The organism is Undibacterium sp. Ji50W, assembly GCF_049340445.1.
Classification (GTDB): domain Bacteria; phylum Pseudomonadota; class Gammaproteobacteria; order Burkholderiales; family Burkholderiaceae_D; genus Undibacterium.
On sequence record NZ_JBMPOX010000012.1, the window covers coordinates 76,251 to 100,066 of the forward strand.

Genomic DNA, 23,816 nt, shown 5'->3' on the forward strand with positions numbered 1-23,816 from the left:
CATCGAGAAGTAATTACTTCACAACTTGCAGCAATTCACGGTTAGTACCTTTGTATGTGTACAAAGTCAGCGTGCCATCTTTAACGTCACCTTTGGCATCAAATGCGATATCGCCTGTGATGCCCTTGTGCTTGATTTTAGCCAGGACTGGCAGGTATTTTGCCGGTTCAGCAGATTTAGCCTGTACCATCGCGTCAACCATCGTCATGAGAGCATCATAAACATACGGTGCGTAGATCTGTACTTCGATACCAAATTTTTTCTTGTAAGCAGCTTTCCAGTCATCATTGGCTTTCTTCTGACCTTCCAGAACACCGCCTGCTTCAGCGCAGACCACCTGGCCGTCGCCGATTGCATCGCTAGCCAGTTTAGGCAGATCTGTGGTGCAGATACCGTCGCCGCCCATGAACTTGGCTGTAATGCCCAGTGCTTTCATCTGGCGCAGCATAGGGCCGGCAACAGAATCCATACCGCCAAAGAAGATGACGTCTGGTTTTTTCGCTTTGATGGTGGTCAGGATAGCGCTGAAATCTGTGGATTTGTCAGTAGTATGTTCCTGCACAACCACTTCAGCACCTTTGCTCTTGGCCCCTTTGATAAATTCCAGTGCGACGCCTTCGCCATAGGCTGTTTTGTCATCAATGACAGCGACTTTTTTCGCTTTGTTGATCTGAACCGCGAAACGGCCCAGTGTGCCACCCAACTGGCCGTCATTTGCTACTACACGGAATGCACCTTTGTAACCGTGTTTAGTGTATTCAACGTTAGTGGCAGATGGGGAGATTTGCGGGATACCGGCATCATTGTAGATTTTGGATGCAGGAATAGTTGTACCAGAGTTCAAGTGACCGATAACACCATTTACTTTTGCGTCAACCAGCTTTTGTGCTACGGTTGTGCCTTGCTTTGGATCGCCTGCGTCATCTTCAGCCAGCAGTTCGAATTTTGCTTTTTTGCCGCCGATCATGACACCTTTGGTGTTCAGTTCTTCGATCGCCATTTTGGCGCCGTTTTCATTATCTTTACCCAAGTGGGCGCTTGGGCCGGAAATCGGACCAACGTGACCAATTTTAACAACCAGATCTTGAGCTGCCGCAGCACCAGCGAAAGCGAATGCAATTGCGCCAGCCAGTGGAATCATTTTAGTTTTGAACGACATGAACATACTCCTAAGGAATAAAAAAGTAGGATAACAACACTGCATCTCTGACTTATTCAGATAACTGAACAGCAAGAAGGTACAACAGAAAAAATATTTCGCAAAGCTATTTTGTGTGGTTTTTTCTCCAAACTGACGTTTTTTATATGCCCCAATATCGCACCCTCGACAAGCTGGATCGCAAGCTTTTGAACCTGCTCCAGAAAGACAACCAAATCCCTACCAGAGTCCTGGCCGACAAGCTGCATATCTCGCAGCCGACCTGTCTGCGACGTATCCGTGAGCTGCGTGAAGCCGGGGTCATCAGCGCCGAAGTGGCCATGGTCGACAGCTTTGCGCTGGGCTATGGCATGCTGGCCTTTCTGGAGGTGTCCCTGACCAATCAGGCCGACGAATACATGCGTGAATTTGAAGCCCGCATGAACAAGGAAGCCGAAGTCATGCAATGCTATTTTGTGTCTGGGGAGTATGATTATTTCCTGGTGGTGCATGTGATCGACATGGACGCTTACTACCAGTTTGTGCGGCGCGCGATTTCGGGGTCTGGCAATGTCCGTCATTTCCATTCACGTTTCCCTATGAAGAGAGCCAAATTCACCACCCGTATCGCATTTGATGAAAAGGCAGCCGAGTTGCCCGTGCGCACAGGTAAATAATTTACTCCATAAACGCGGTGAGCAGACGCCTGGATGACAAAAGAACGCCAGTTACTGCACTTGTGATGCTGAATAGCAACTGGCGTGAGGGCTTAAGCTCCGTTTGGGCAACTGGTAGGGCATGGTTTGGTGTGGTTTGGTGCGGTTTGGTATATCCAGCCATCAGGCCGGCTGCAGCAGGTTTTTTTGTTGGTTCCGGGCAATGCCGGTAAAGGCAAAATCGACTTCGGGCGTCAGGCCGGAGACAATATCTGCGATGGCGCGGCCAGAGCCTGCTCCCATGGTCCAGCCCAGCGTGCCGTGACCGGTATTGAGGAACAGATTATCGAACCGGGTTTTGCCTATGTAGGGCACATTCGATGGCGTCAGCGGACGCAAGCCGGTCCAGTAAACGGGACTTTCATAATCGCAGGCATCCGGGAACAGTTCACGTGTGCGGCGGGTGATGGCTGCGCAACGGGCCGTGTTCAGGTCACGGCCATAACCATTGATTTCACAGGTGCCAGCCACCCGCAGGCGGTCGCCCAGACGTGACACCACCAGCTTATAACCGTCATCCGTGAGTGACACCGTCGGTGCCAGTTCCGGCCGGGTAATGCGATAGGTGGCGGAATAGCCTTTGCCTGGATAAATCATCAGCGAAATGCCCACAGGTTTCAGCAAGGCTTGTGCGTGGCTGCCCATGGCCACGACAAAGGCATCGGCCTTCAGGACACGATGGCGGCCAGCCGCGTCGATGATTTCCACGCCAGTGATTCTGGCGGCAGCACCTGTACCTTCGGCCAGCAAGCGGGTGATCGTGGTGTTGAACTGGAACTGCACGCCTGCTGCCCTGGCCCGGTCTGCCAGGCCGGTAGTGAATTGGTAGACGTCGCCGGATTCATCGGTTTCGGTATAGTCACCGCCGACGATCTTGTCGCGTATGCCTGCCAGTGCCGGTTCCCGCCTGACGACCTCCTCTGCCGCGATGGATTCGCGTGGGCAACCCAGGTCGCGCATCAGTTTGGCGGCCGGCAGGGAGTTATCGAATTCTTTTTGGTCGGTATAAAAATGCAGTATGCCCTTGGTCAGGCAATCATACTGTATGCCGGTTTCTGCACGCAGGGCGCGCAGGGTTTGCCGGCTGTATTCTGAAATGGCGACAATTTGCCGGATATTGTTTGCAGTACGGGCTGGCGTGCATTCGCGCAAGAACTGCAAGCCCCACAGCCATTGCAGCAATTCGGCGCGGGGACGGAACAATAAGGGCGCATCCTCCTTGCCCAGCCATTTCAATACCTTCAGGGGGGCCGAGGGATTGGCCCAGGGTTCTGCATGGGATACTGAAATCTGGCAGCCATTGGCGAAACTGGTTTCCTGTGCCGGGCCAGGCTGACGGTCTATGACCGTGACGTCATGACCCTGTTTTTTCAGGAACCAGGCCGAAGACGTACCAATAATGCCGCAACCGAGAACGATGACTTTCATTGCCGAAATCTCCTAGAGTAAGCATGATGCTGATTGTTACAGTAAGGAGATTGTAGAAATACTTTGCTTTTCCAGGTAATCATAAGTGATAGCCTGATTTTTATTTTTGAAAGAAAAATTGAGTTTTGTGTTTAAAAATAAAAATAATTTGCAGATTTCTGATTATTTTGAGGACTTTGCCTTGGTGATTTCCTGGGTGATGGCGCGGGTGACGACTTCTTCCAGGGTTTTATGTAATCCTGTGCGTATTTCCACCGCCAGACTGGCGACGGCAATTTGCAGTACATCAGCCAGGCTGTCCCTGACCCTGTGTTCAAGCACGAAATCAATGCGTGCCAGAACCTGGCGCAAGACGTTTTCGCGCAAGGTCTGTTCCAGTGCCTGCCAGTCTTCTTCGCTGCGGCCAGCCGTGCCGTTGGCGATTGTGGCCGCCGCCGTTTCCGGACTGACAGCCCCAACTGCATTTTCCTTTGTTGCAGAGATCTCTTCCGGGGGGATGACTTCGGTCAATACCGGAATGCTGGCATCAATTTGATTTTTCATTTTATTTTGCCACCGAGTGAGTAAGTGGATAGCCTTGCTGCTGATACTGTCGATAGCGCTCGCGTCCCGCCAGCTTGTCAGCATCTTCAGCGGAGATGACTTCTATCATGCGCTGAAACTGGGTGAAATTGGCAGGTGTTTCAGCGGTCAGGTTGATCAGTACGTCGTAATGCGGACAGGCCGCCCTGTCGTCATAGCTGAGCACGATGGGTGTGCAGGACGACAAGGGGTCGGTCAGCATGACATGCGGCAAGAAATCAGCCTCGGTGAGTGTCCATAAGGCCATGCTCAGTCTTTGCAGGAAAACCCGGTCATGATGAAACACGACCATCTTGTTTTTGGCCGTATGTGCTTTGCGTATCAGCCGGCAAGTGTAGTTCAGCTTGTCGGCCACATTGCTATGAAAATCGATCCGTGTCATGCGAGATTAAAAGCGTATGCCATTGTCCTGTGTCGGTCTTTGCGGTGGCAAGGGTGCCGCCGGCTTCTTTGCCACATCGGCATCCTTGTCGGCAGTCGCTACCACCGGTGCCGCCGGTTCTGCTGCCGGATAGCGGTAATCCTTGGGTAATTTGCTGGTTGCAGGGTAGCCGGCACTGTCCAGCGCTTTTCTCCATTCTTCGGTATTGAAGCCCGGGAACCTGACTTTGGCAATCAACATGAACGGCAACTGCGTATCACCACTGACTTGCTTGAGTTTGTCCAGGTCAGCGTTATTGCTGACCGTCTTTTCATTAAACGGGACACCGTTGGTTTTCAAGAAGTTACGTGAGTCATTGCAAGGTGAGCAATTGTTGGTGCTATACAGGATGACCGGGTTTTTGGCTACGACTACCGCCAGTTCGGGCGGCAGGTTACCAAGGTCCGGGCCTTCGGAATAACTTTTCTTTTCCACTTTGATCTTGCCAGGCGGCGGCTGATCGCTGTAAGTGACCTTGCCATCCGGGCCTACCCATTTATACATTTGCGCTTGCGCATTGGCGCTAAACAATAGCGTCGACAACAGTGCCGGTAGCAGCACTGGCAGCATTGAATGGGCCAGGATTGTTTTACTTGATTTCATCGTTTTCTCCGGGTAAAAAATTATGCACTCATGCCATTATGACGCAACAGAGCGTCGATGACGGGCTCGCGTCCGCGAAATGCCTTGAATGAAGCAAGCGCGGGGCGTGAGCCACCGGCTTCCAGCACGGCAGTCTGGAAGCGTTCTCCCACTGCGCGTGACAGGGTACTGCCAGCTTCTTTGGCATGCTCTTCAAATGCGGCATAGGCATCGGCCGACAAGACTTCTGCCCATTTGTAGCTGTAATAACCTGCTGCATAACCACCCGAAAAAATATGGCTGAAAGAATGCTGGAAACGGTTGAATTCCGGTGGGTGCAGTACGGAGACCTGGGCCCTGACCATATGCAGTATGTCCTGCACGGTTTGCGTGCCCTGCGGATCAAAGGCATCATGCAGGCGCATGTCAAACAGCGAAAATTCAACCTGGCGCAAAGTCTGCAGACCAGACTGGAAATTTTTCGCGGCGATCATCTTGTCAAACAGGGCGCGTGGCAAGGTGGCACCGGTATCAACATGGGCCGTCATGTGCTGCAGTACATCCCACTCCCAGCAAAAATTTTCCATGAATTGCGAAGGCAGTTCCACCGCATCCCATTCCACACCCGAAATGCCAGAAACCGACAAATCATCCACCCTGGTTAGCAAATGATGCAGGCCATGGCCAAATTCATGGAACAGGGTAATCACTTCATCGTGACTGAACAGGGCGGGTTTGCTGACGCCATTCATACTGACCGGTGCACTGAAGTTGCAGGTCAGGTAAGCCACTGGTGTCTGTATGCCTTTGCTGGTGAGTCTGCGGCCACGCGCATCATCCATCCAGGCGCCACCACGCTTGCCATGGCGTGCGTACAGGTCCAGATAAAACTGGCCTATCAGTTCGCCATTTCTTTCCAGGCGATAAAATTTGACATCCTTGTGCCAGGTGGTCGCCTGGTCAGTCTTGATTTCAACCGCAAACAGGGTCTGGATGACGCGGAACAGGCCATCCACCACCTTGTGTTCCGGGAAGTATTCTTTCACTTCCTGCTCTGAAAACGCATAGCGTTGCTGGCGCAGTTTTTCTGAAGCGTAGGCATAGTCCCATGCCTGCAGCTCAGTAATGCCCAATTGTTCTGCTGCAAAAGCACGCAGTTCTGCCAGGTCTTTTTCTGCATAGGGGCGGGCACGGCTGGCCAGGTCTTCAAGAAACTGGCTGACCTGTGCCGGTGATTCTGCCATCTTGCTGACCAGTGATACTTCGGCGAAATTTTTATACCCCAGCAACCCGGCTTCTTCCTTGCGCAGGCGTAACAGATCGCGCATGATATTGCTGTTGTCCCATTCTGCCTTGGCACCCAGTTCGGAAGCCTTGGTCACGCTGGCACGATAAATCGTTTCGCGGATGCTGCGGTTTTCTGCATATTGCAGCAAGGGATAATAAGAAGGGAAATGCAGGGTAAACTTATAGCCGGTTTTTTCATCGGCCTCTGCTGCTGTCTTAGCGGCTTGCAAGATATCTTCGGGCAAGCCTTTCAGTTCACCTGCATCTTCGATCAACAAGCCGTAGTCATTGGTGGCATCCAGCAGGTTTTCTGAAAATTTTGTCGACAGGGCAGCTTGCTGTTCCTGGATTTCAGCGTAGCGCTGTTTTTGCGCTTCCGGTAGTTCTGCACCGCTCAGGCGGAAGTCACGCAGGGCGTTCTGGATGATGGTTTGCCTGGCTTGCGGCAAGCCATCAAAGCCAGCCGCATTTTTTAATGCCTTGTAGCTGGCGAACAGGGACAGGTTTTGCCCCAGTTCGGTCCAGAATTCGGTAATCGCAGGCTGGTTTTCGTTATACGCAGCCCGCATTTCCGGGGTATCGACCACCGCGTTCAAATGGCCAACGATACCCCAGGCGCGGCCCAGTTTTTCGGTGGCATTTTCCAGCGGTTCGACAAAGTTGTCCCAGCTTACCGGGGCTGCATTTTTTTCAAGCTCAGCGATGACTGCGCGATTCTCCTCCAGCAGGGCGGCAATGGCGGGGCCAACATGCTCGGCCCGGATATCGGCAAAACGTGGCAGATCACTAAAGTCCAGCAGGGGATTATCTTGGGCCATATTAAATTCTTTCAGCAGCTTCTATGGTATTGACCAGCAGCATGGTGATGGTCATCGGGCCGACGCCGCCTGGCACAGGCGTAATATAGCCTGCTACCTCCTTGCTTGGCAGATAATCAACGTCACCGCACAATTTGCCTTCATCGTCGCGGTTCATGCCGACATCAATGACGACGGCACCAGGTTTGATCATGTCTGCGGTGACAATGTTGCGCTTACCTGTCGCGACTACCAGAATATCGGCATTGCGGGTATGGGCTGCCAGGTCACGGGTCTTGGAATTGCAGATGGTGACGGTTGCGCCTGCTTGCAAGAGCAACATAGCCTGTGGCTTACCGACGATGTTGGAAGCACCGACCACGACCGCATTCGCACCCCGCACAGGATAATCGATTGATTCCAGCATCTTCATGACGCCATACGGGGTACAGGGGCGGAACAGTGGTTGTCCAGTCATCAACAGACCGGCGTTGCTGATATGGAAACCATCCACATCCTTTTCAGCAGCAATCGCTTCTATGACCTTATTGGCATTGATATGCGCGGGCAGCGGCAATTGCACCAGGATGCCATTAATCTTTGCGTCCTTATTCAGTCTGTCTATATGGGCCAGCAGAGCTTGCTCGCTCAAATCGGCCTCGTATTTTTCCATGACAGAATAAAAACCGCAGTCTTCACACGCTTTCACTTTGTTGCGCACATAGACCTGGGAGGCAGGATTTTCACCCACCAGGATGACTGCCAGGCCAGGTTGATGTCCTTTGGCGGTCAGTGCGGCTGCGCGGCGGGTCACATCGACACGTATTTGTTGAGAAAGCTGGGTTCCGCTGATAATTTGAGCAGTCATGATTAGGCGATCAAGTAAAAATTGGGGTGGGAAATAAGTAGAAATCAGCCTCGATTATAAATGATGCGCGCTGAATGACTCCCCAGCGCGAGCACGGCCGGTTTTTTTCAAGAATTACTTAACAGTAAAAATTGCTATAAAAGTCATAAATTTATTGCCAGTGATTACTTCCTTGTAAAAAATTTTTCTCATTTGGTTATGGTTTGCCATGGGTCTGTTGTTTTCTCACCGCATTCGCAGAGTTGTAATTGACTTCACATTTTAAGAATGGCTTCATACCATCTGTGAAAATTAATTTTCAAAAGTTTTTCATCGCGACCTGGATTTGACGTCGCAATGCCCAGAATCAATTAAAAGGAGAAATATATGCTGAAGGAAAAAGTAATTTCGAGATCGCTGCGCATTATGTTTTCTGGCGGTTTGGTGGTCACGGCCGGTTTGCTGGCACAACCTGCATTCGCGCAGGATGATGCTAAAGTTCAAAGGGTAGAGGTAACAGGTTCCAGCATCAAGCGTGCTGAAGCTGAATCTGCCTCCCCGATACAGATCATCACCCGTGCCGATATCGACAAGGCAGGCAAGACAACGGTCGCTGAATATCTGCAAACCCTGACTGCTGACGGCGCCGGTTCTTTGCCTACCAGCTTCGGTAATGGTTTTGCTGCCGGTTCCACCGCAATCTCCCTGCGTGGTCTGGGTGCTACTTCCACACTGGTATTGCTGAATGGTCGCCGCATGGCACAGTTCGGTCGTGCTGATGATGGTCAAAAAGCATTTACAGATATCTCCACTATCCCTATGGAAGTGGTGGAACGTATTGAAATCCTGAAAGATGGCGCTTCTTCCATCTACGGTGCCGATGCAATCGCCGGTGTGGTCAATATCATCCTGAAAAAGAACTATGAAGGCGTGACAGTCAGCGCCACTGCTGGTACTTCAGGTTCACGTGATGCCAACCAGGCAAAAGCCTCGATTACTGCCGGTTTTGGTAATCTGGAAAAAGACAAATACAACATCATCATCAATGCAGAGGCTTACAAGTCCAATGAATTGATGAATTCCCAGCGTTCTGACCGTGACTGGATCGGTACAGGCGACTGGCGTCGTTGGGGTTACCCGATGAACACGGTTGGTTCTTTCACTAACGGTTACATTGCTGGCAATAACAGTGCTTCCCCAAGCCCTACAGGTTCCTTGCGCGATCCTAAGACACTGAATTATGTATCCCTGCCAGGTTGCGCGACATTGTCTGCCACCAAAGTACAGGATGTAGGCGGTGGTTGCTTGTGGTATGCCGACCAGTTCCGTTCCATGCTGCCACAAATCGATGGCGTGAACCTGTTCAGCCGCGGTACATTCCAGATCAATGAAGATCTGCAAGCCTATGCAGAATTTGGTTACTCTCAACGTAAGGCTGCCTTCACGGTAACGCCACCGGCGACATCGTCCAATGTATTCTTCCCGCCAAACGCGGCCAGCCCGACCGGTAACATCAATTACGGTACTGTCATCGTGATGGCGGCTGAGCATCCACAAAACCCATATGGCGCACCGATTCGCCTGCGCTATTCAATGTTTGACGTTGGTGCCAATCGCCGTATTGCAGACAACTCCTTCTATCGCGCTGTCGCCGGTTTGAAAGGTACCATGGCTGGTTGGGAATTCGATACAGCGATTTTGCATTCCGAATCCAAGCTGCATCTCGATTACACCAACATGATCAACATGAACGTGTTGAAGGCAGCCCTGGGTGATCCTAAGAGCCCGTACTTCCCGTACTACATAGGCACACAGGCAAGCAAAAATAATCCTGCCCTGTATGCAGCTATGGTCAAGACAGCGACCCTGGATGCGCCTACCAAGATGGATATCATCGACTTCAAGGCTTCTCGTGAGCTGATGCCTTTGCCTGGCGGTATGATGGGTCTGGCGGTCGGTGCTGAATATCGCAAAGAGTCTTACAACATGCCATCCCTGGATGGTAGCAAAGACGGTTCCATCAACAGCAGCTATGTTGCTGCCAAAGGCGATGAAACGGTATCTGCCCTGTATGCAGAAGTACTGGCCCCAGTGATCAAGACAGTAGAGTTGTCCGGCGCGCTGCGTTACGACAAATATTCTCACTTCTCTTCCGTGACACCAAAAGTTGGTGCCAAGTGGACACCGGTAAAAACTTTTGCTCTGCGTGGTACTTACTCTGAAGGTTTCCGTGCACCAAGTGCACCTGAATCCGGTACAGAAAGCTTCAGTGCTGGTACGGCAACTGTCAGGGATCCAGTTCGCTGCCCGAATGGCACGCCACTGGCAGGCGCACAGGCATCTGATTGCGCAACGACTTTCACAGGCTTCAAAGTCGGCAATCCTAACCTGCAACCAGAAAAATCCAAAGGTTACACTTTGGGCGTGGTCTGGGATCCGCTGCCTGACACCGGTCTGGCTGTGGATGGCTGGTTGATTCGTCGTAACAACGAAATCAACTCCATGTCCTTCCAGACAGCAGCTGGTTTGCCAGGCGTGTTGCGTCAGGATAATAACCTGACCATCAACGGCGTGGTGACACCGAATACAGGTACCATCATCGGTGGTGCAGCTCCTTATGCCAACTCCAGCTACACTGAAGTCAAGGGTGTCGATTTCAATGCGAAACAACGTATCAACCTGGGCGAATACGGCAAGCTGAATGCAGACCTGAACTGGACACACGTTATTTCATGGTTGCGTGTTGACGGTGCGGTCCAGCATCAATATGCAGGCACACATGGTAACTGCGATACCTCCAACTGTATTGGTACACCAAAAGACAAAGTCAACTTTGTACTGGCGTGGGACAAGGGCGACTGGAACGTGACTGGCATCATCAGCTATCGTGGCTCCCTGAAAAACATCTCTGAAGAAGGTCAGCCATGTGCTAACAAGTTTGCTGACGGCACAGATGCCCCAGCAGGTTGCACACTGGCATCCTTCACTACGCTGGATATGTCTTTCCGCTACAAAGCAATGAAAAACCTGGAAGTATTCGGTTCCGTCTCTAACCTGTTTGACAAAGTTGCTCCTTTGGATCCTTTGACTTACGGTGCCATGGGTTTCAACCCTATGGATTCTAGCGGCGCCTTGGGTCGTTACTTCAAAGTTGGTCTGAAATATCAATTCAAATAATAATAAATCGCGCTGAATAAGCGCTTTCTAAGGGCGATGATTAATTCATCGCCCTTTTTTTTCGTGCCCAGAAAACCCGCTTATTTCTCTGATTTATCCATGTCCGGGTAGTGGCCAGGGTCAGTGGGGCCAATCTTGCTGCAGTGCGACTTATGCGCTCGCTATTTATTGATAAGGGTATTGCTTTTAAATCAGCTTTAAATTGCTGCGTTGCGACGTAAATATCATAATGTGGAATCACATATCGCTATTTGAAAAATTAAAAACTCCTGTTAGAATGCTTGCGAAAACAAAATTCAAGCCGTAATTTGTCGATTCGCCCACGCGCGTTTCACCCAAACGTGCAATAACAGGAGACCACTCTATGTCACCCCAGATAGACCAGGTGCTGGCCCAGGCCGCCAATGATTCCGATGTAGTTGAAACCAATGAATGGCTGGATGCGCTGGAAGCCGTTATCGAAACGGAAGGGCCAGAACGTGCCCATTACCTGATGGAGCGCATGGTTGACCTGGCGCGTCGTCGTGGTGCCCATATCCCGTTCTCCAGCAATACGGCTTACGTGAATACCATTCCTGCTGACCAGGGCGAACACTGTCCGGGCAATCTGGAAATCGAAGAACGCCTGCGCTCTTATATGCGCTGGAATGCGATGGCCATGGTGGTCAAGGCCAATCGCGTAGACGGCGACCTTGGCGGTCACCTGTCCAGTTTTGCTTCGCTGGCGAACATGCTGGGCATAGGCTTCAACCATTTCTGGCATGCACCGACTGAAGAGCATGGCGGCGACCTGTTGTACATCCAGGGCCATTCATCACCAGGTATCTATGCACGTGCTTTCCTCGAAGGTCGTCTGACTGAAGACCAGTTGTTGCATTTCCGCCGCGAAGTCGATGGCAAGGGCCTGTCTTCTTATCCGCACCCGAAACTGATGCCAGATTTCTGGCAATTTCCTACCGTCTCCATGGGCCTGGGGCCCTTGATGGCGATTTATCAGGCACGTTTCCTGAAGTATCTGCATGCACGTGGCATTGCTGACACAGAGAAGCGTAAAGTCTGGGCCTTCTGCGGTGATGGTGAGATGGATGAACCGGAATCCATGGGCGCTATCGGCATGGCCGGGCGTGAACAACTGGATAACCTGGTGATCGTGGTTAATTGTAACCTGCAACGCCTGGATGGCCCGGTACGTGGCAATGGCAAGATCATTCAGGAACTGGAATCTGATTTCCGTGGTGCCGGCTGGAATGTCGTCAAAGTCATCTGGGGTAGTGGCTGGGATGAATTGCTGGCCAAAGACAAGGACGGCATCCTGCAAAAAGTCATGATGGAAACCGTCGATGGCGAATACCAGAACTACAAAGCCAAGGATGGTGCCTATGTACGCAGCCACTTCTTTGGCAAGCATCCAAAATTGTTGGAAATGGTCAGCAAAATGTCGGATGACGACATCTGGCGCCTGACCCGTGGTGGTCATGACCCGCACAAGATTTATGCGGCATTCAAAGTCGCCCAGGAAAACAAGGGTCAGCCTACCGTCATCCTGGCGAAAAGTATCAAGGGCTTTGGCTTTGGTAAATCCGGCGAGGCCCGCAATACCGCGCACAATACTAAGAAGCTTGACGATGAAGCCATCAAGGCCATGCGTGACCGCTTCCAGTTGCCGATTGCTGATGCCGAACTGCCTAACATTCCTTTCTTCAAACCGGCCGACGACACACCGGAAATGCAGTACCTGCATGCACGCCGCAAAGAACTCGGTGGCTACCTGCCACAACGTCGTCAAAAAGCCGACGAAGCACTGGTAGTGCCAGAACTGACGGCCTTCCAGGCCATGCTGGAACCGACTGCAGAAGGCCGTGAAATTTCCACGACTGCTGCGTATGTCCGCATCCTGACTGCCTTGCTGCGCGACGCCAGCCTGGGTCAACGCGTGGTACCTATCATGGTCGATGAATCGCGTACCTTTGGTATGGAAGGCCTGTTCCGTCAGATCGGTATTTTCAGCCAGGTAGGTCAGTTGTATGAGCCGGTCGATAAAGACCAGGTCATGTATTACCGTGAAGATAAAGCTGGCCAGATTTTGCAAGAGGGTATCAACGAAGCCGGTGGTATGAGTTCATGGATCGCTGCGGCGACTTCGTACTCGACCAATAACCGCGTCATGATCCCGTTCTATACCTATTACTCAATGTTCGGTCTGCAGCGTATCGGTGACCTGGCCTGGGCTGCTGGTGACATGCGTGCTCGTGGTTTCCTGCTCGGTGGCACAGCCGGTCGCACCACACTGAATGGCGAAGGCTTGCAGCATGAAGATGGTCATAGCCATGTACTGGCTTCCACCATTCCTAACTGTATTCCTTACGATCCGACCTTTGCGCATGAAGTGGCAGTCATCATGCATGATGGCTTGCGCCGTATGGTGACTGACCAGGAAGATGTGTTCTATTACATCACCCTGATGAATGAAAATTATAGCCACCCAGGTCTGAAAGCGGGCCAGGAAGAAGGCATCATCAAGGGCCTGTACCAGTTGCAAAAATCTGAACAGACCACCAAGCACCGCGTACAACTGATGGGCTCCGGCACCATCCTGCGTGAAGTGATTGCCGGTGCCGAACTGCTGCAAAATGACTGGGGTATTGCTGCCGATGTCTGGTCTGCACCATCCTTCACTTTGCTGGCACGTGATGGCCAGGATGCAGAACGCTGGAACATGCTGCACCCGACTGCAGAACCACGCGTGCCGTATATCGCCCAATGCCTGAAAGACACGACTGGTCCTATCGTCGTGGCGACAGACTATATGCGTACCTTTGCTGAACAAGTCCGTGCTTTCGTTCCCAAAAACCGTAGCTATAAAGTCTTGGGTACGGATGGTTTTGGTCGCTCTGATTCACGTGCCAAATTGCGTGAATTCTTTGAGGTCAATCGCTACTTCGTGGTGATTGCTGCATTGAAGACGCTGGCAGATGAAGGTGCACTGTCGGCTTCCGTCGTTGCTCAGGCGATTGCAAAATATGGCATCAATGCTGATAAACCAAATCCGGTGACTGTGTAATTTTGACGTTTGACACCCACTGACATGTCCTCCCTCTGGCGTCTTGCCTGAGGGTGGATAAGAATCCATCCCCACACTAGCCCTCTTCTTGAAAAGGAGGGTGTAAATGGAGAAAATTATGAGTAGCGTAGAAGTCAAAGTGCCGGACATCGGTGATTTCAAGGAAGTGGAAGTCATTGAGCTGATGGTCAAAGTCGGCGACACCATCAAGGTCGATCAATCACTGATCACCGTAGAATCAGATAAAGCCAGCATGGAAATCCCATCCAGCCATGCCGGCGTGGTGACTGAAATTAAAGTCAAAGTAGGCGACAAGGTGGCTGAAGGTTCCTTGCTGGTGATCGTGGATGCTGCCGCAAGTGCCGCTGCTGCTCCTGCGGCAGCGCCCGCTGCGGCTGTTGCTGCACAGACCGCCCCAGCGCCAGCTCCTGTGGTTGCTGCTCCTGCTCCAGTCGCTGCTGCTGCAGCACCGGTGGCATCTGCGGCACCAGTCGCAACTGCCAGTGCAGGCAAGGCGCATGCTTCACCATCCATACGCAAATTTGCGCGTGAACTGGGCGTCGATCTGGGTCGCGTTGCCGGCTCCGGTCAAAAAGGCCGTATCACCCAGGAAGACGTACAAAACTTTGTCAAAGGCATCATGGCAGGCAGTACAGCTGTCTCTGCGGTTTCTGCGCCGGCAAAAAATGGCAGTGGTGTCGGGCTCGACTTGTTGCCATGGCCATCGCTGGATTTCAGCAAGTTTGGCGCGACCACGACTTCACCTTTGTCACGCATCAAAAAACTCAGTGGTCCAAACCTGCACCGCAACTGGGTAATGATTCCGCATGTCACACAGTTTGATGAAGCCGATATTACTGACCTCGAAGAATTCCGCAAATCCTCGAATGAAGCCCTGGTCAAATCCGGCGTCAAACTGACGATGCTGGCTTTTGTGATCAAGGCCAGTGTGGCCGCATTGAAGAAATTCCCGGCATTCAATTCGTCGCTTGATGCGACGGGTGAAAACCTGATCCTCAAGCAGTATTACAACGTTGGCTTTGCAGCCGATACGCCGAATGGCCTGGTAGTACCTGTCATCAAAAACGCAGACCAGAAAACCCTGTCGCAAATCGCGGTTGAAATGGGTGAATTGTCTGCCCAGGCACGCGATGGCAAACTGAAACCTGCTGACATGCAGGGTGCGACCTTCACCATATCTTCACTCGGTGGTATCGGTGGTACGGCGTTCACGCCTATCATCAATGCGCCTGAAGTGGCGATCATGGGCTTGTCCAAATCCAGTATCAAACCGGTGTGGGATGGCAAGCAATTCCAGCCACGCCTGATGCTGCCTTTGTCGCTGTCTTACGATCATCGTGTCATTGACGGTGCCATGGCTGCCAAGTTCACCGCCTATCTGGCTGATGTGCTGGCTGATCTGCGTAAAACCCTGCTGTGAACGGAGACAGACCATGAGCACAATCGAAGTCAAAGTACCCGATATCGGTGATTTCAAGGAAGTTGAAGTCATAGAATTGCTGGTCAAGGTGGGCGATACCATCAAGGTCGATCAATCGCTGGTGACTGTCGAATCGGACAAGGCCAGCATGGAAATCCCGTCCAGCCATGCCGGTGTCATCAAGGAATTGAAAGTCAAGCTGGGCGACAAAATTGCCGAAGGCAGCTTGTTGCTGGTGATTGAAGCGGAAGGTGCTGCGGCAAGTGCAGCGCCAGCGGCTCAGGCAGCTCCAGCAATTGCCGCTGCTCCTGCACCAGCTTCAGTACCTGCCGCAGCCCCTGTTGCAGCAGCGCCCGCCGGGCCGGTAGGCATAGTCGAAGTTAAAGTACCTGATATTGGTGATTTCAAGGAAGTTGAAGTCATCGAAGTCATGGTCAAGGTCGGCGACAGCATCAAGGTCGACCAGTCCCTGATCACCGTGGAATCGGACAAGGCCAGTATGGAAATTCCATCCAGCCATGCCGGTAAGGTAAAAGAAATCAAGGTCAAGGTCGGCGACAAGGTTGCCGAAGGCAGCTTGCTGTTGCTGGTTGAGGCGGCAGGTCAGGCTGCTCCGGCAGCAGCGTCAACACCAGTTGCTGCAGCGCCAGCAGCACCTGCGGTGCCAGCCCCAATCGCTTCCGGGTACACCGGCAAGGTCGATATCGAATGCGACATGATGGTGCTGGGCGCTGGTCCTGGTGGTTATTCTGCAGCTTTCCGTTCTGCTGACCTGGGCATGAATACCGTGCTGGTGGAGCGTTATTCCACCCTCGGCGGGGTTTGCCTGAATGTAGGTTGTATTCCATCCAAGGCGCTGTTGCATGTGGCAGCGGTGATTGATGAAACTGCATCCATGGCGGCACACGGCGTGACGTTTGCCAAGCCAGAAATCGACATCGACAAACTGCGTGGCTACAAGGAAGGCGTCATCAAGAAAATGACGACCGGCCTGACAGGCATGGCAAAAGCCCGCAAGGTCAATGTGGTGCAGGGTGTAGGCCAGTTCCTCAGCCCTTACCATATTGAAGTCACGGCGGCTGACGGCAGTAAGAAAACCGTGCAGTTCAAGCAAGCCATTATCGCGGCTGGCTCTTCGGTCGTGAACCTGCCTTTCGTACCGGTTGATCCGCGTATCGTTGACAGTACCGGCGCGCTGGAATTGCGCCAGGTACCTAAGCGCATGCTGGTCATCGGCGGCGGCATCATCGGCCTGGAAATGGCAACCGTGTATTCCACCCTGGGTGCCCGCATCGATGTCGTCGAAATGCTGGATGGTCTGATGCAGGGCGCGGACCGTGACATGGTCAAGGTCTGGCAAAAATTCAATGAAAAACGTTTTGACAACATCATGTTGAAAACCAAAACGGTGGCCGTTGAAGCACTGCCTGAAGGTATCAAGGTCACATTTGAAGCTGCCGAAGCAGGTGCCACTGCGCCCGCGCCCCAAGTCTATGACCTGGTGCTGGTGGCAGTAGGCCGCAGCCCTAACGGCAAGAAGATTGCTGCCGACAAGGCTGGCGTCGCCGTGACTGAGCGTGGCTTCATCAATGTTGACAAGCAAATGCGCACCAATGTGCCGCATATCTTTGCGATTGGCGACCTGGTAGGCCAACCCATGTTGGCACACAAGGCCGTGCATGAAGCCCATGTGGCAGCCGAAGCTGCAACAGGTGAAAAAGCTTATTTTGATGCCAGCGTGATTCCATCGGTTGCTTACACCGACCCTGAAGTCGCATGGGTAGGTATGACCGAAGATGAAGCCAAGGCCAAGGGCGTCAAGCTGGAAAAAGGTCATTTCCCATGGGTGGCCTCTGGTCGTGCAGTGGCGAACGGGCGTGATGAAGGCTTCACCAAGTTGCTGTTCGATGCTGAAACCAAACGCATCGTCGGTGGCGGCATCGTCGGCACGCATGCCGGTGACATGATAGGTGAGATCGCCCTGGCAATCGAGATGGGTGCGGATGCGGTCGATATCGGCAAGACCATCCATCCACATCCTACCCTGGGTGAATCGATAGGCATGGCGGCAGAAGTGTATAAAGGTGTCTGTACTGACTTGCCACCCCAGCGCAAGAAATAAAGCGTCTGGACGGTAAATGGCAAGATGACAATCAAAACCCCCGCTACAGGAAACTGCAGCGGGGGTTTTGCTTTTGTGGTGCTGACCAAGGGGCTGCGCATTTGCTGAACTTGTTCTTGCATTTGCAGTCTTATGACGACAATATCATCTACCTCAATGATTTCCTTATCCGGAGAAAAAATGAAAAACATGCTACCTGCCATGCCGGTTTTGACCCTTGCTTTGGCGCTGGCTGGCCTTGCCTTACCCCTGCAAGCGCAAGATTCTGGCACTGGCAACGTCAAATCTGCCAACAAGCCTGTCAAGGAAGCACAGGGTAGCAAGGACGTATTGCCATTCCAGGCCACAGAAAAGCTGTTGCCAAATGGCTTGAAAATCATCATCGTGCCTACCGGTTTACCGAATATCGTTTCGGTACAGATTCCGGTGCAGACTGGTTCACGCAATGAGGTAGAACCTGGCAAATCCGGTTTCGCGCATTTCTTTGAACATATGATGTTTCGCGGCACCAGGGAAATCCCGGCAGACAAGTACAAGGATATCCTGACCGCCACTGGCGCACGCCAGAATGCTTATACCAGCGATGACCTGACGAATTACCACACGACCTTTTCCAAGGAAGATCTGGAAACGGTATTGAGAATTGAAGCAGACCGTTTCCAGCATCTGTCGTATAGCGAAAGCGACTTCAAAACCGAATCACGCGCCGTGCTGGGTGAATACAATAAAAACAGCGCCAATCCCATCAGCAAATTGCTGGAAGTGATGCGTGATACCGCTTTCCAGAAACATACTTATAAACATACGACCATGGGCTTCCTCAAGGATATTGAGGACATGCCGAATCAATATGCGTATTCCAAGGCCTTTTTTGATCGCTGGTACCGGCCGGAATACACCACTATCATCGTGGCCGGTGATGTTGAACCCAAATCCGCCATCGCCCTGATAGAAAAATACTGGGGCCAATGGCAGCGTGGTAAAGCCCAGGCACCAGTGCCGGCCGAACCGCCAGCCACAGGTGCCCTGTACAAGCATGTGCCATGGCCCAGCCCGACCTTGCCGTATGTCGCCGTTTCTTTCCATGCACCGGCTTTTTCCGTGACGAACAAGGAACATGCAGCATTGAGCATGTTGCTGTCTTTGTCTTTCGGCAGTACTTCGGATATTTATAAACGCTTGCAGCAGGATGAACAAAAGGTCGATCAGTTATTTGATTTCACACCTCCCAGTGTAGATCCCGGCCTGGCGACCATAGGTGCACGCGTCAAGAAGGCAGAAGATACCGTGTACGTGCGTGACGCCATCCTGCAAAAAATCGCCCGCATTGTGCAGGCACCTTTATCCGGGCAGGAACTGGCCGACGCCAAATCCGCACTCAAATATGGCCTGATACGCAGCCTCGATAACACCGACCAGATCGCTGGCACTCTGGCACGCTTTGTCCATTACAAACGCTCTTACGCCACCATCAATCAGTTTTATCAAGTGATTGATAGCCTGACGCCTGCAGATTTGCAGGCGGTCGCCAAAAAATACCTGATAGACGATGGCATGGTCGTCACCAGCCTGTCCAATACGGCCTTGCCAACGGAGTTGAGCAGCTTGCCAAAACTGGCGAGTTTCAATGACCAGCCTGTGGATAGCAAGTTCGACGTATTGGTGCAGGCATCGAAGTTACCGCAAATCCGCTTCAAGCTGGTGTTTGTTGCCGGTTCGGCACAAGACCCGGCAGGCAAGGAAGGCCTGGCCAGAATGACGGCGGCGATGATAGACAGTGCCGGTTCCAAAGAGCGCAAGATCGATGAAGTCAAGAAAATCCTGTTCCCGCTGGCAGCCAGTTTCTCGGCCCAGACAGATAAGGAAATGACCAGCTTCAGCGGTTCCGTGCACAGGGAAAAATGGAAGGAATTCATACAGATCGCTTTGCCGCAATTGCTGGAACCAGGCTTCCGTGAAGAAGACTTCCGCCGTATCAAGGATGAACAAAAAAATGCCTTGTTGCTGGACCTGAAAGACAATAACGAAGAAGAATTTGCCAAAGAACGTTTGCAGACCAATGTATTTGCTGGTTCTGCCTACGCTCACCCGGTGCTGGGAACGGTCAAGGGTATAGACGCCATTACCCTGGATGATGTCAAACAATTCTGGAAAAAAGCGTATACCACAGGTGCACTGAAGGTAGGTATTTCTGGTGACGTATCTGACGCCATGGTGACCAGCCTGAAGCAAGCCCTGAGCAAATTGCCCGATGGTGCTGGCATGGCTGCCATTGCTGCACCGGTTGGCAAAGTCAGCCAGGGCATGGAAGTTGAAATCATAGAAAAGAATACCCGGGCAACCGCGATTTCCATGGGCTTTCCGATTGCAGTCACCCGTTCACATCCTGATTTTGCCGCACTGTGGCTGGCGAAAACCTGGCTGGGAGAGCATCGTTCCAGTTCTTCCCACCTGTATCAGCGCATACGCGAAATACGCGGGATGAATTACGGTGATTATGCGTATATCGAAGCCTTCCCGGGTGGTATGTTCTTGTCTTTCCCGACGCCAAATCGTGCCCGTCAATCTCAGTTGTTTGAAATCTGGATACGCCCGGTAGCGCCTGAAAATGCCCACATGGCCTTGCGTGTCGCCGTCGCCGAACTCGACAAGATGGTGAACCAGGGATTGAGCAAAGAACAGTTTGAAATCACCCGTACTTACCTGATGAAGAATGTCTTCATGATGACGGCAACGCAAGACCAGCAACTGGGTTATGCCCTGGATGCGCAATGGTATCGCACGCCAGAGTTCACGAAAATGATGCGCGATAATTTGTCTAAACTCAGTCTTGCCGATGTCAATGCTGCCATAAAAAAACACCTGTCGGCACAAAACATGTCGGTGGTCATGATCGCCAAAGATGCGGCGGGCCTGAAAGACAAACTGGTGTCTGATGGTTTTTCTGCGATCAAATACAATTCGGAAAAACCCAGGGAATTGCTGGATGAAGACCTCGTCATTGGTAACCGCAAATTGAACATCAAGGCGGAAGCCGTCAGCATCACTCCTGCGACTAGGGTGTTTGCTGAATAAGAGATGGTGGCTGGATGGTGGCTGAATGGAAAAAGTCCTGAAACCAGCAAGGTTTCAGGACTTTTTTCCATCATTTTTAAAGCGCTTTTTGTACGATCAAACCGATCGAGGTCACCACATATTTTTCTATCTGCAGGCGTAAATGGGTATCTTGTATGTAGGGTGCAAGATCAACATGGCCGTCAGCGTAGCCATCACCCTCATCCCAGTCTATGTCTATCTGGTGCCCCTGTGCCTGCAAGGTGCTGATGATTTCTTCGATATCACGCTTGCGGAACAGTACGGTTGCACCACTGTCTACCGTGTCGTCATTGGATGACATATTAAACTCGGTCGTATGGATGGCAAACCCGCCTGGCTTCAGGCAATGCATGGCGTTGTAGACAAAATTTTTGCCGTGTTCGATAGAACCCAGATGTTCAAACGCGCATGAAGACCAGAGGAAATCGAATTTGCCATGCAGTTCTTCACTGATATTGTTCATGTCGGCAAACTTGAATTCGACCAGCCTGTGTAACTCTTTTTCATCACACAGGTTTCTCTGATTGATGGCTTCAAAGCCATTCGCGTGCTGGGTCGATTCTACCCAACCCTTGGCCTGCGCTTCTTCGGTGAACAGATCGGTTGCCACGATACTTGCACCGTGGGCGGCGAACAGGGCAGTCAGTGGTTCCGTGCCCACTGCAAAACCCAGCCCCAGTTGCCCGGCCTGAAGCATGCCGCGTTCTTTCAGGGCCTGGGTAATAAACGCCCATTCCCAAATTTTTCTGTGCATATGCCCTGGACGGTCGCCCATGCGCACAGTCCAGTACTGGAAGGTTTCAGAACGCATGACCTGCTCTGTACACATCGACGATTTTAGCAAACCGGGAAGAGGAGGAGGGGCGGTATCTTGCAGATAATCATGCCTGGCAGTCAAACGGTCTTGCCATGCCTGAATGTATTCGATGGTATTTGGCACGTCTGCTACGGGTGCTTCTGCTGGTAACTCCGGTACGGGTTCTTGTATGACTGGTATCAGTTCAGGCTCGGGGGCTGGCACAGGGGCCGGTATGAATTGCTGTCGTATTCGTGCTGCCAAACCGGTTTCCCGGAACTGTCTGGGAAGCATATGCCACACCGGGGTGGCGATTTTCAGTATTTTGGTTTTCATGATGGGGCGATATGGATTATCTGTTCAGATTCGAATGCTTTACAGGTTGAGTGAGCGGTATACATGCAAAAAGTTCATTATTAGTGTTTATTTTAGCAAATTATTTGTAATTCAGTTAATGTTTCTTTCGGTAAATTTTCAACTCCTATGACACGACAGGCAAAACTGCCACTACACTTCAGGAATTAATAGTAATTAACATTTGCCTTTAGTATTTTCCCCGTTTTTTATTCAATTCGAATGACGCAGGACAATCAGGAACGCTCCACAATGAATACACCGCACGGCGCTGATACTTTTACCTGTCCGGAATTTTTGGCCATGGAACGTACTGTCATCGACGATTTTGTCGATTGCACGCGTGAGGCATGTGAAGAAGCCGAGGCCTGCGTCAAGGAACTGAATAGTGGCGGCGGTACTGCCTATATCCACCGCCTGTTCCGTGCCATGCATTCGCTCAAGGGCAATTGCCAGATGGTGGGGCTGGGGCCTTTCACCGATTTACTGCACCGCATAGAAGAAATCGTCGCCAGAGTTCGCGCGAACCAGGATCCTTATTTCCGCGAACTGGGTGAATTCCTGTTGCTGGCGACCGATGAAGTCGAAGATTTGTTGAATGATTTGATTGTCCGCGGCTTTACCAGCGACATACGGCGTAAACAGTTGTATGACTTGTGTGATGCACTGCAAAAAAACAGTATCTATGGTTTCCAGTCTCAGCACTTCACGGACGCCATTGCCTTGCTGGATGGCAAGGCCGAAAACAATGACAGCGCGTCAAAAAACCGGAAGGTAGGGCTGGAATTACCGGCTGACATGGAACTGATGCGCAAATTTGCCGCGCATATCGATAATCTCAGTATCTATCGCAAGAACCGCACTGACCAGGTAGCGCAATTGACAGAATCACTGAATGAGGCGCTGAATTTTCTTGTTGACGCGCAGCAACTGAAAGTCGCTTCTCTCATGCATGATGTGGGCATGAGCTTCATTCCACATAGCATCTTTAACAAGGAAGGTATACTGTCCAAGGAAGAAGTCAAAAAAATCCAGGAACATGTGGTCACCAGCAGCCAGATACTGTTGCGCTTTGGTGGCTGGGACGAGGCGGCACGCATGGTGCTGGATCATCATGAGCGTTTTGATGGTTCCGGGTATCCCAATAGCTTGCAGGGTGAGCAGATTCACCCTGGTGCCCGCATATTATCCATCGTTGATACCTTTTGCTCGGTCACCAACGAACGTTCAGACCGCAGTTACAAGCGTAGCCTGCTGAGTGCCATTTCAGAAATCAATGCCAATAGCGACAGCCAGTTCGATCCGCACATGGTTGAAGTATTCAATTCGGTGATACGCAAGCTGATCGCCAAACAATAAATTTGCTGGTACTTTTTGATAGCCAATATCTGATATCCAATATCCTGTATGCAGATAACCAACATCCCCGATCCGGGTTTTGACGATTTAACGCTGCGCAATATACGTGTCGGTGATGTTGCAGCATGGTATGCCTACCTGAAGAACCCTGACGCCATCCGCCATACCAGCTGGAATCTGGAGTCGGCAGGTGACTTGCTGCCCCAACTTGCTATTTATGAAACGGACGCTGTCAATTCACCGATACGGCTGGCTATCGTCAGAAAGGCAGATGATGTGCTGATAGGGACAGTCGGCTTCCATACCATGTCTGATCTCAATCGCAGTGCAGAACTGGCCTATGACCTGGCTCCCGAATACTGGGGCCGCCGCATCATGCCCGCCGCCGCCCGCGCCCTGTGTGAATGGGGCTTCGGCGAGGGCAGGCTGAATCGCATACAGGCCACGGTACTGGAAGGTAATGTCAGTTCTGTCAGGGTACTGGAGCGCCTGGGTTTTCAGTGCGAGGGCTACTTGCGGGCATTCCGCATGGTACGTGGCAAGCCCGGCAATTTCTGGATGTATGCATTGCTGCATCCGCATATTACTGGCTGAATGGTTACTGGCGCTTCA

At 51.8% G+C, this 23,816-nt stretch carries 16 protein-coding genes; 8 read left to right on the forward strand and 8 right to left on the reverse strand.

The window, feature by feature from the left end; translation table 11 throughout:
• Window positions 1-13: 13 nt before the first annotated feature.
• Window positions 14-1,159 (reverse strand): branched-chain amino acid ABC transporter substrate-binding protein, encoded by a 1,146-nt coding sequence (locus tag ACO0K9_RS17210; RefSeq protein ID WP_422987105.1) that lies wholly within the window; start codon window positions 1,157-1,159, stop codon window positions 14-16.
• A gap of 146 nt (window positions 1,160-1,305) precedes the next feature.
• Between ACO0K9_RS17210 and ACO0K9_RS17215 the strand changes: the two genes are divergently transcribed.
• Window positions 1,306-1,815: an Lrp/AsnC family transcriptional regulator gene (locus ACO0K9_RS17215; protein ID WP_422987107.1), complete on the forward strand. Its 510-nt coding sequence runs from the start codon at window positions 1,306-1,308 to the stop codon at window positions 1,813-1,815.
• A 162-nt stretch (window positions 1,816-1,977) separates the two neighbouring features.
• Here the strand turns inward: ACO0K9_RS17215 and ACO0K9_RS17220 are convergent, their stop codons facing one another.
• From ACO0K9_RS17220 to folD, 6 genes are all read right to left on the reverse strand, one after another.
• On the reverse strand, window positions 1,978-3,282 hold the full coding sequence (locus tag ACO0K9_RS17220) for a D-amino acid dehydrogenase (RefSeq protein ID WP_422987109.1): 1,305 nt from the start codon (window positions 3,280-3,282) through the stop codon (window positions 1,978-1,980).
• A gap of 162 nt (window positions 3,283-3,444) precedes the next feature.
• The gene (locus ACO0K9_RS17225) at window positions 3,445-3,825 is read right to left on the reverse strand and encodes a hypothetical protein (RefSeq protein WP_422987111.1); all 381 of its coding nucleotides are present in this window, start codon (window positions 3,823-3,825) and stop codon (window positions 3,445-3,447) included.
• Window position 3,826: 1 nt separating this feature from the next.
• Complete coding sequence (locus tag ACO0K9_RS17230) at window positions 3,827-4,246, reverse strand: DNA polymerase III subunit chi (RefSeq protein WP_422987113.1); 420 nt, start codon at window positions 4,244-4,246, stop codon at window positions 3,827-3,829.
• A gap of 6 nt (window positions 4,247-4,252) precedes the next feature.
• Window positions 4,253-4,888, reverse strand: coding sequence for a glutaredoxin family protein (locus ACO0K9_RS17235; RefSeq protein WP_422987115.1), 636 nt, complete (start codon window positions 4,886-4,888; stop codon window positions 4,253-4,255).
• A 20-nt stretch (window positions 4,889-4,908) separates the two neighbouring features.
• Window positions 4,909-6,972 carry a M3 family metallopeptidase gene (locus ACO0K9_RS17240; RefSeq protein ID WP_422987117.1) on the reverse strand — a complete coding sequence of 688 codons (2,064 nt, stop codon included), beginning with the start codon at window positions 6,970-6,972 and terminating at the stop codon, window positions 4,909-4,911.
• 1 nt (window position 6,973) lies between these two features.
• Window positions 6,974-7,819: a bifunctional methylenetetrahydrofolate dehydrogenase/methenyltetrahydrofolate cyclohydrolase FolD gene (gene folD, locus ACO0K9_RS17245; RefSeq protein WP_422987119.1), complete on the reverse strand. Its 846-nt coding sequence runs from the start codon at window positions 7,817-7,819 to the stop codon at window positions 6,974-6,976.
• A gap of 366 nt (window positions 7,820-8,185) precedes the next feature.
• On the opposite strand from folD, the gene ACO0K9_RS17250 reads away from it, so the two are divergent.
• From ACO0K9_RS17250 to ACO0K9_RS17270, 5 genes are all read left to right on the forward strand, one after another.
• On the forward strand, window positions 8,186-10,975 hold the full coding sequence (locus ACO0K9_RS17250) for a TonB-dependent receptor (RefSeq protein ID WP_422987121.1): 2,790 nt from the start codon (window positions 8,186-8,188) through the stop codon (window positions 10,973-10,975).
• A 364-nt stretch (window positions 10,976-11,339) separates the two neighbouring features.
• Window positions 11,340-14,036, forward strand: a complete 2,697-nt coding sequence (gene aceE, locus ACO0K9_RS17255; protein ID WP_422987123.1) for a pyruvate dehydrogenase (acetyl-transferring), homodimeric type — start codon at window positions 11,340-11,342, stop codon at window positions 14,034-14,036.
• Between the two features lie 118 nt (window positions 14,037-14,154).
• Entirely contained in the window at window positions 14,155-15,477 is a 1,323-nt protein-coding gene (gene aceF / locus ACO0K9_RS17260) for a dihydrolipoyllysine-residue acetyltransferase (RefSeq protein ID WP_422987125.1), read from the forward strand.
• Between the two features lie 13 nt (window positions 15,478-15,490).
• Window positions 15,491-17,599 carry a dihydrolipoyl dehydrogenase gene (gene lpdA / locus ACO0K9_RS17265; protein WP_422987127.1) on the forward strand — a complete coding sequence of 703 codons (2,109 nt, stop codon included), beginning with the start codon at window positions 15,491-15,493 and terminating at the stop codon, window positions 17,597-17,599.
• A 180-nt stretch (window positions 17,600-17,779) separates the two neighbouring features.
• Window positions 17,780-20,674 carry a M16 family metallopeptidase gene (locus tag ACO0K9_RS17270; RefSeq protein ID WP_422987129.1) on the forward strand — a complete coding sequence of 965 codons (2,895 nt, stop codon included), beginning with the start codon at window positions 17,780-17,782 and terminating at the stop codon, window positions 20,672-20,674.
• Between the two features lie 76 nt (window positions 20,675-20,750).
• Here the strand turns inward: ACO0K9_RS17270 and ACO0K9_RS17275 are convergent, their stop codons facing one another.
• A complete protein-coding gene (locus ACO0K9_RS17275; protein WP_422987131.1) occupies window positions 20,751-21,827 on the reverse strand; it encodes an SAM-dependent methyltransferase in 1,077 nt (358 codons plus the stop codon).
• 270 nt (window positions 21,828-22,097) lie between these two features.
• On the opposite strand from ACO0K9_RS17275, the gene ACO0K9_RS17280 reads away from it, so the two are divergent.
• Window positions 22,098-23,204, forward strand: coding sequence for an HD-GYP domain-containing protein (locus ACO0K9_RS17280; RefSeq protein ID WP_422987133.1), 1,107 nt, complete (start codon window positions 22,098-22,100; stop codon window positions 23,202-23,204).
• 48 nt (window positions 23,205-23,252) lie between these two features.
• On the forward strand, window positions 23,253-23,798 hold the full coding sequence (locus ACO0K9_RS17285; RefSeq protein ID WP_422987135.1) for a GNAT family N-acetyltransferase: 546 nt from the start codon (window positions 23,253-23,255) through the stop codon (window positions 23,796-23,798).
• The last annotated feature ends 18 nt before the right edge of the window (window positions 23,799-23,816 follow it).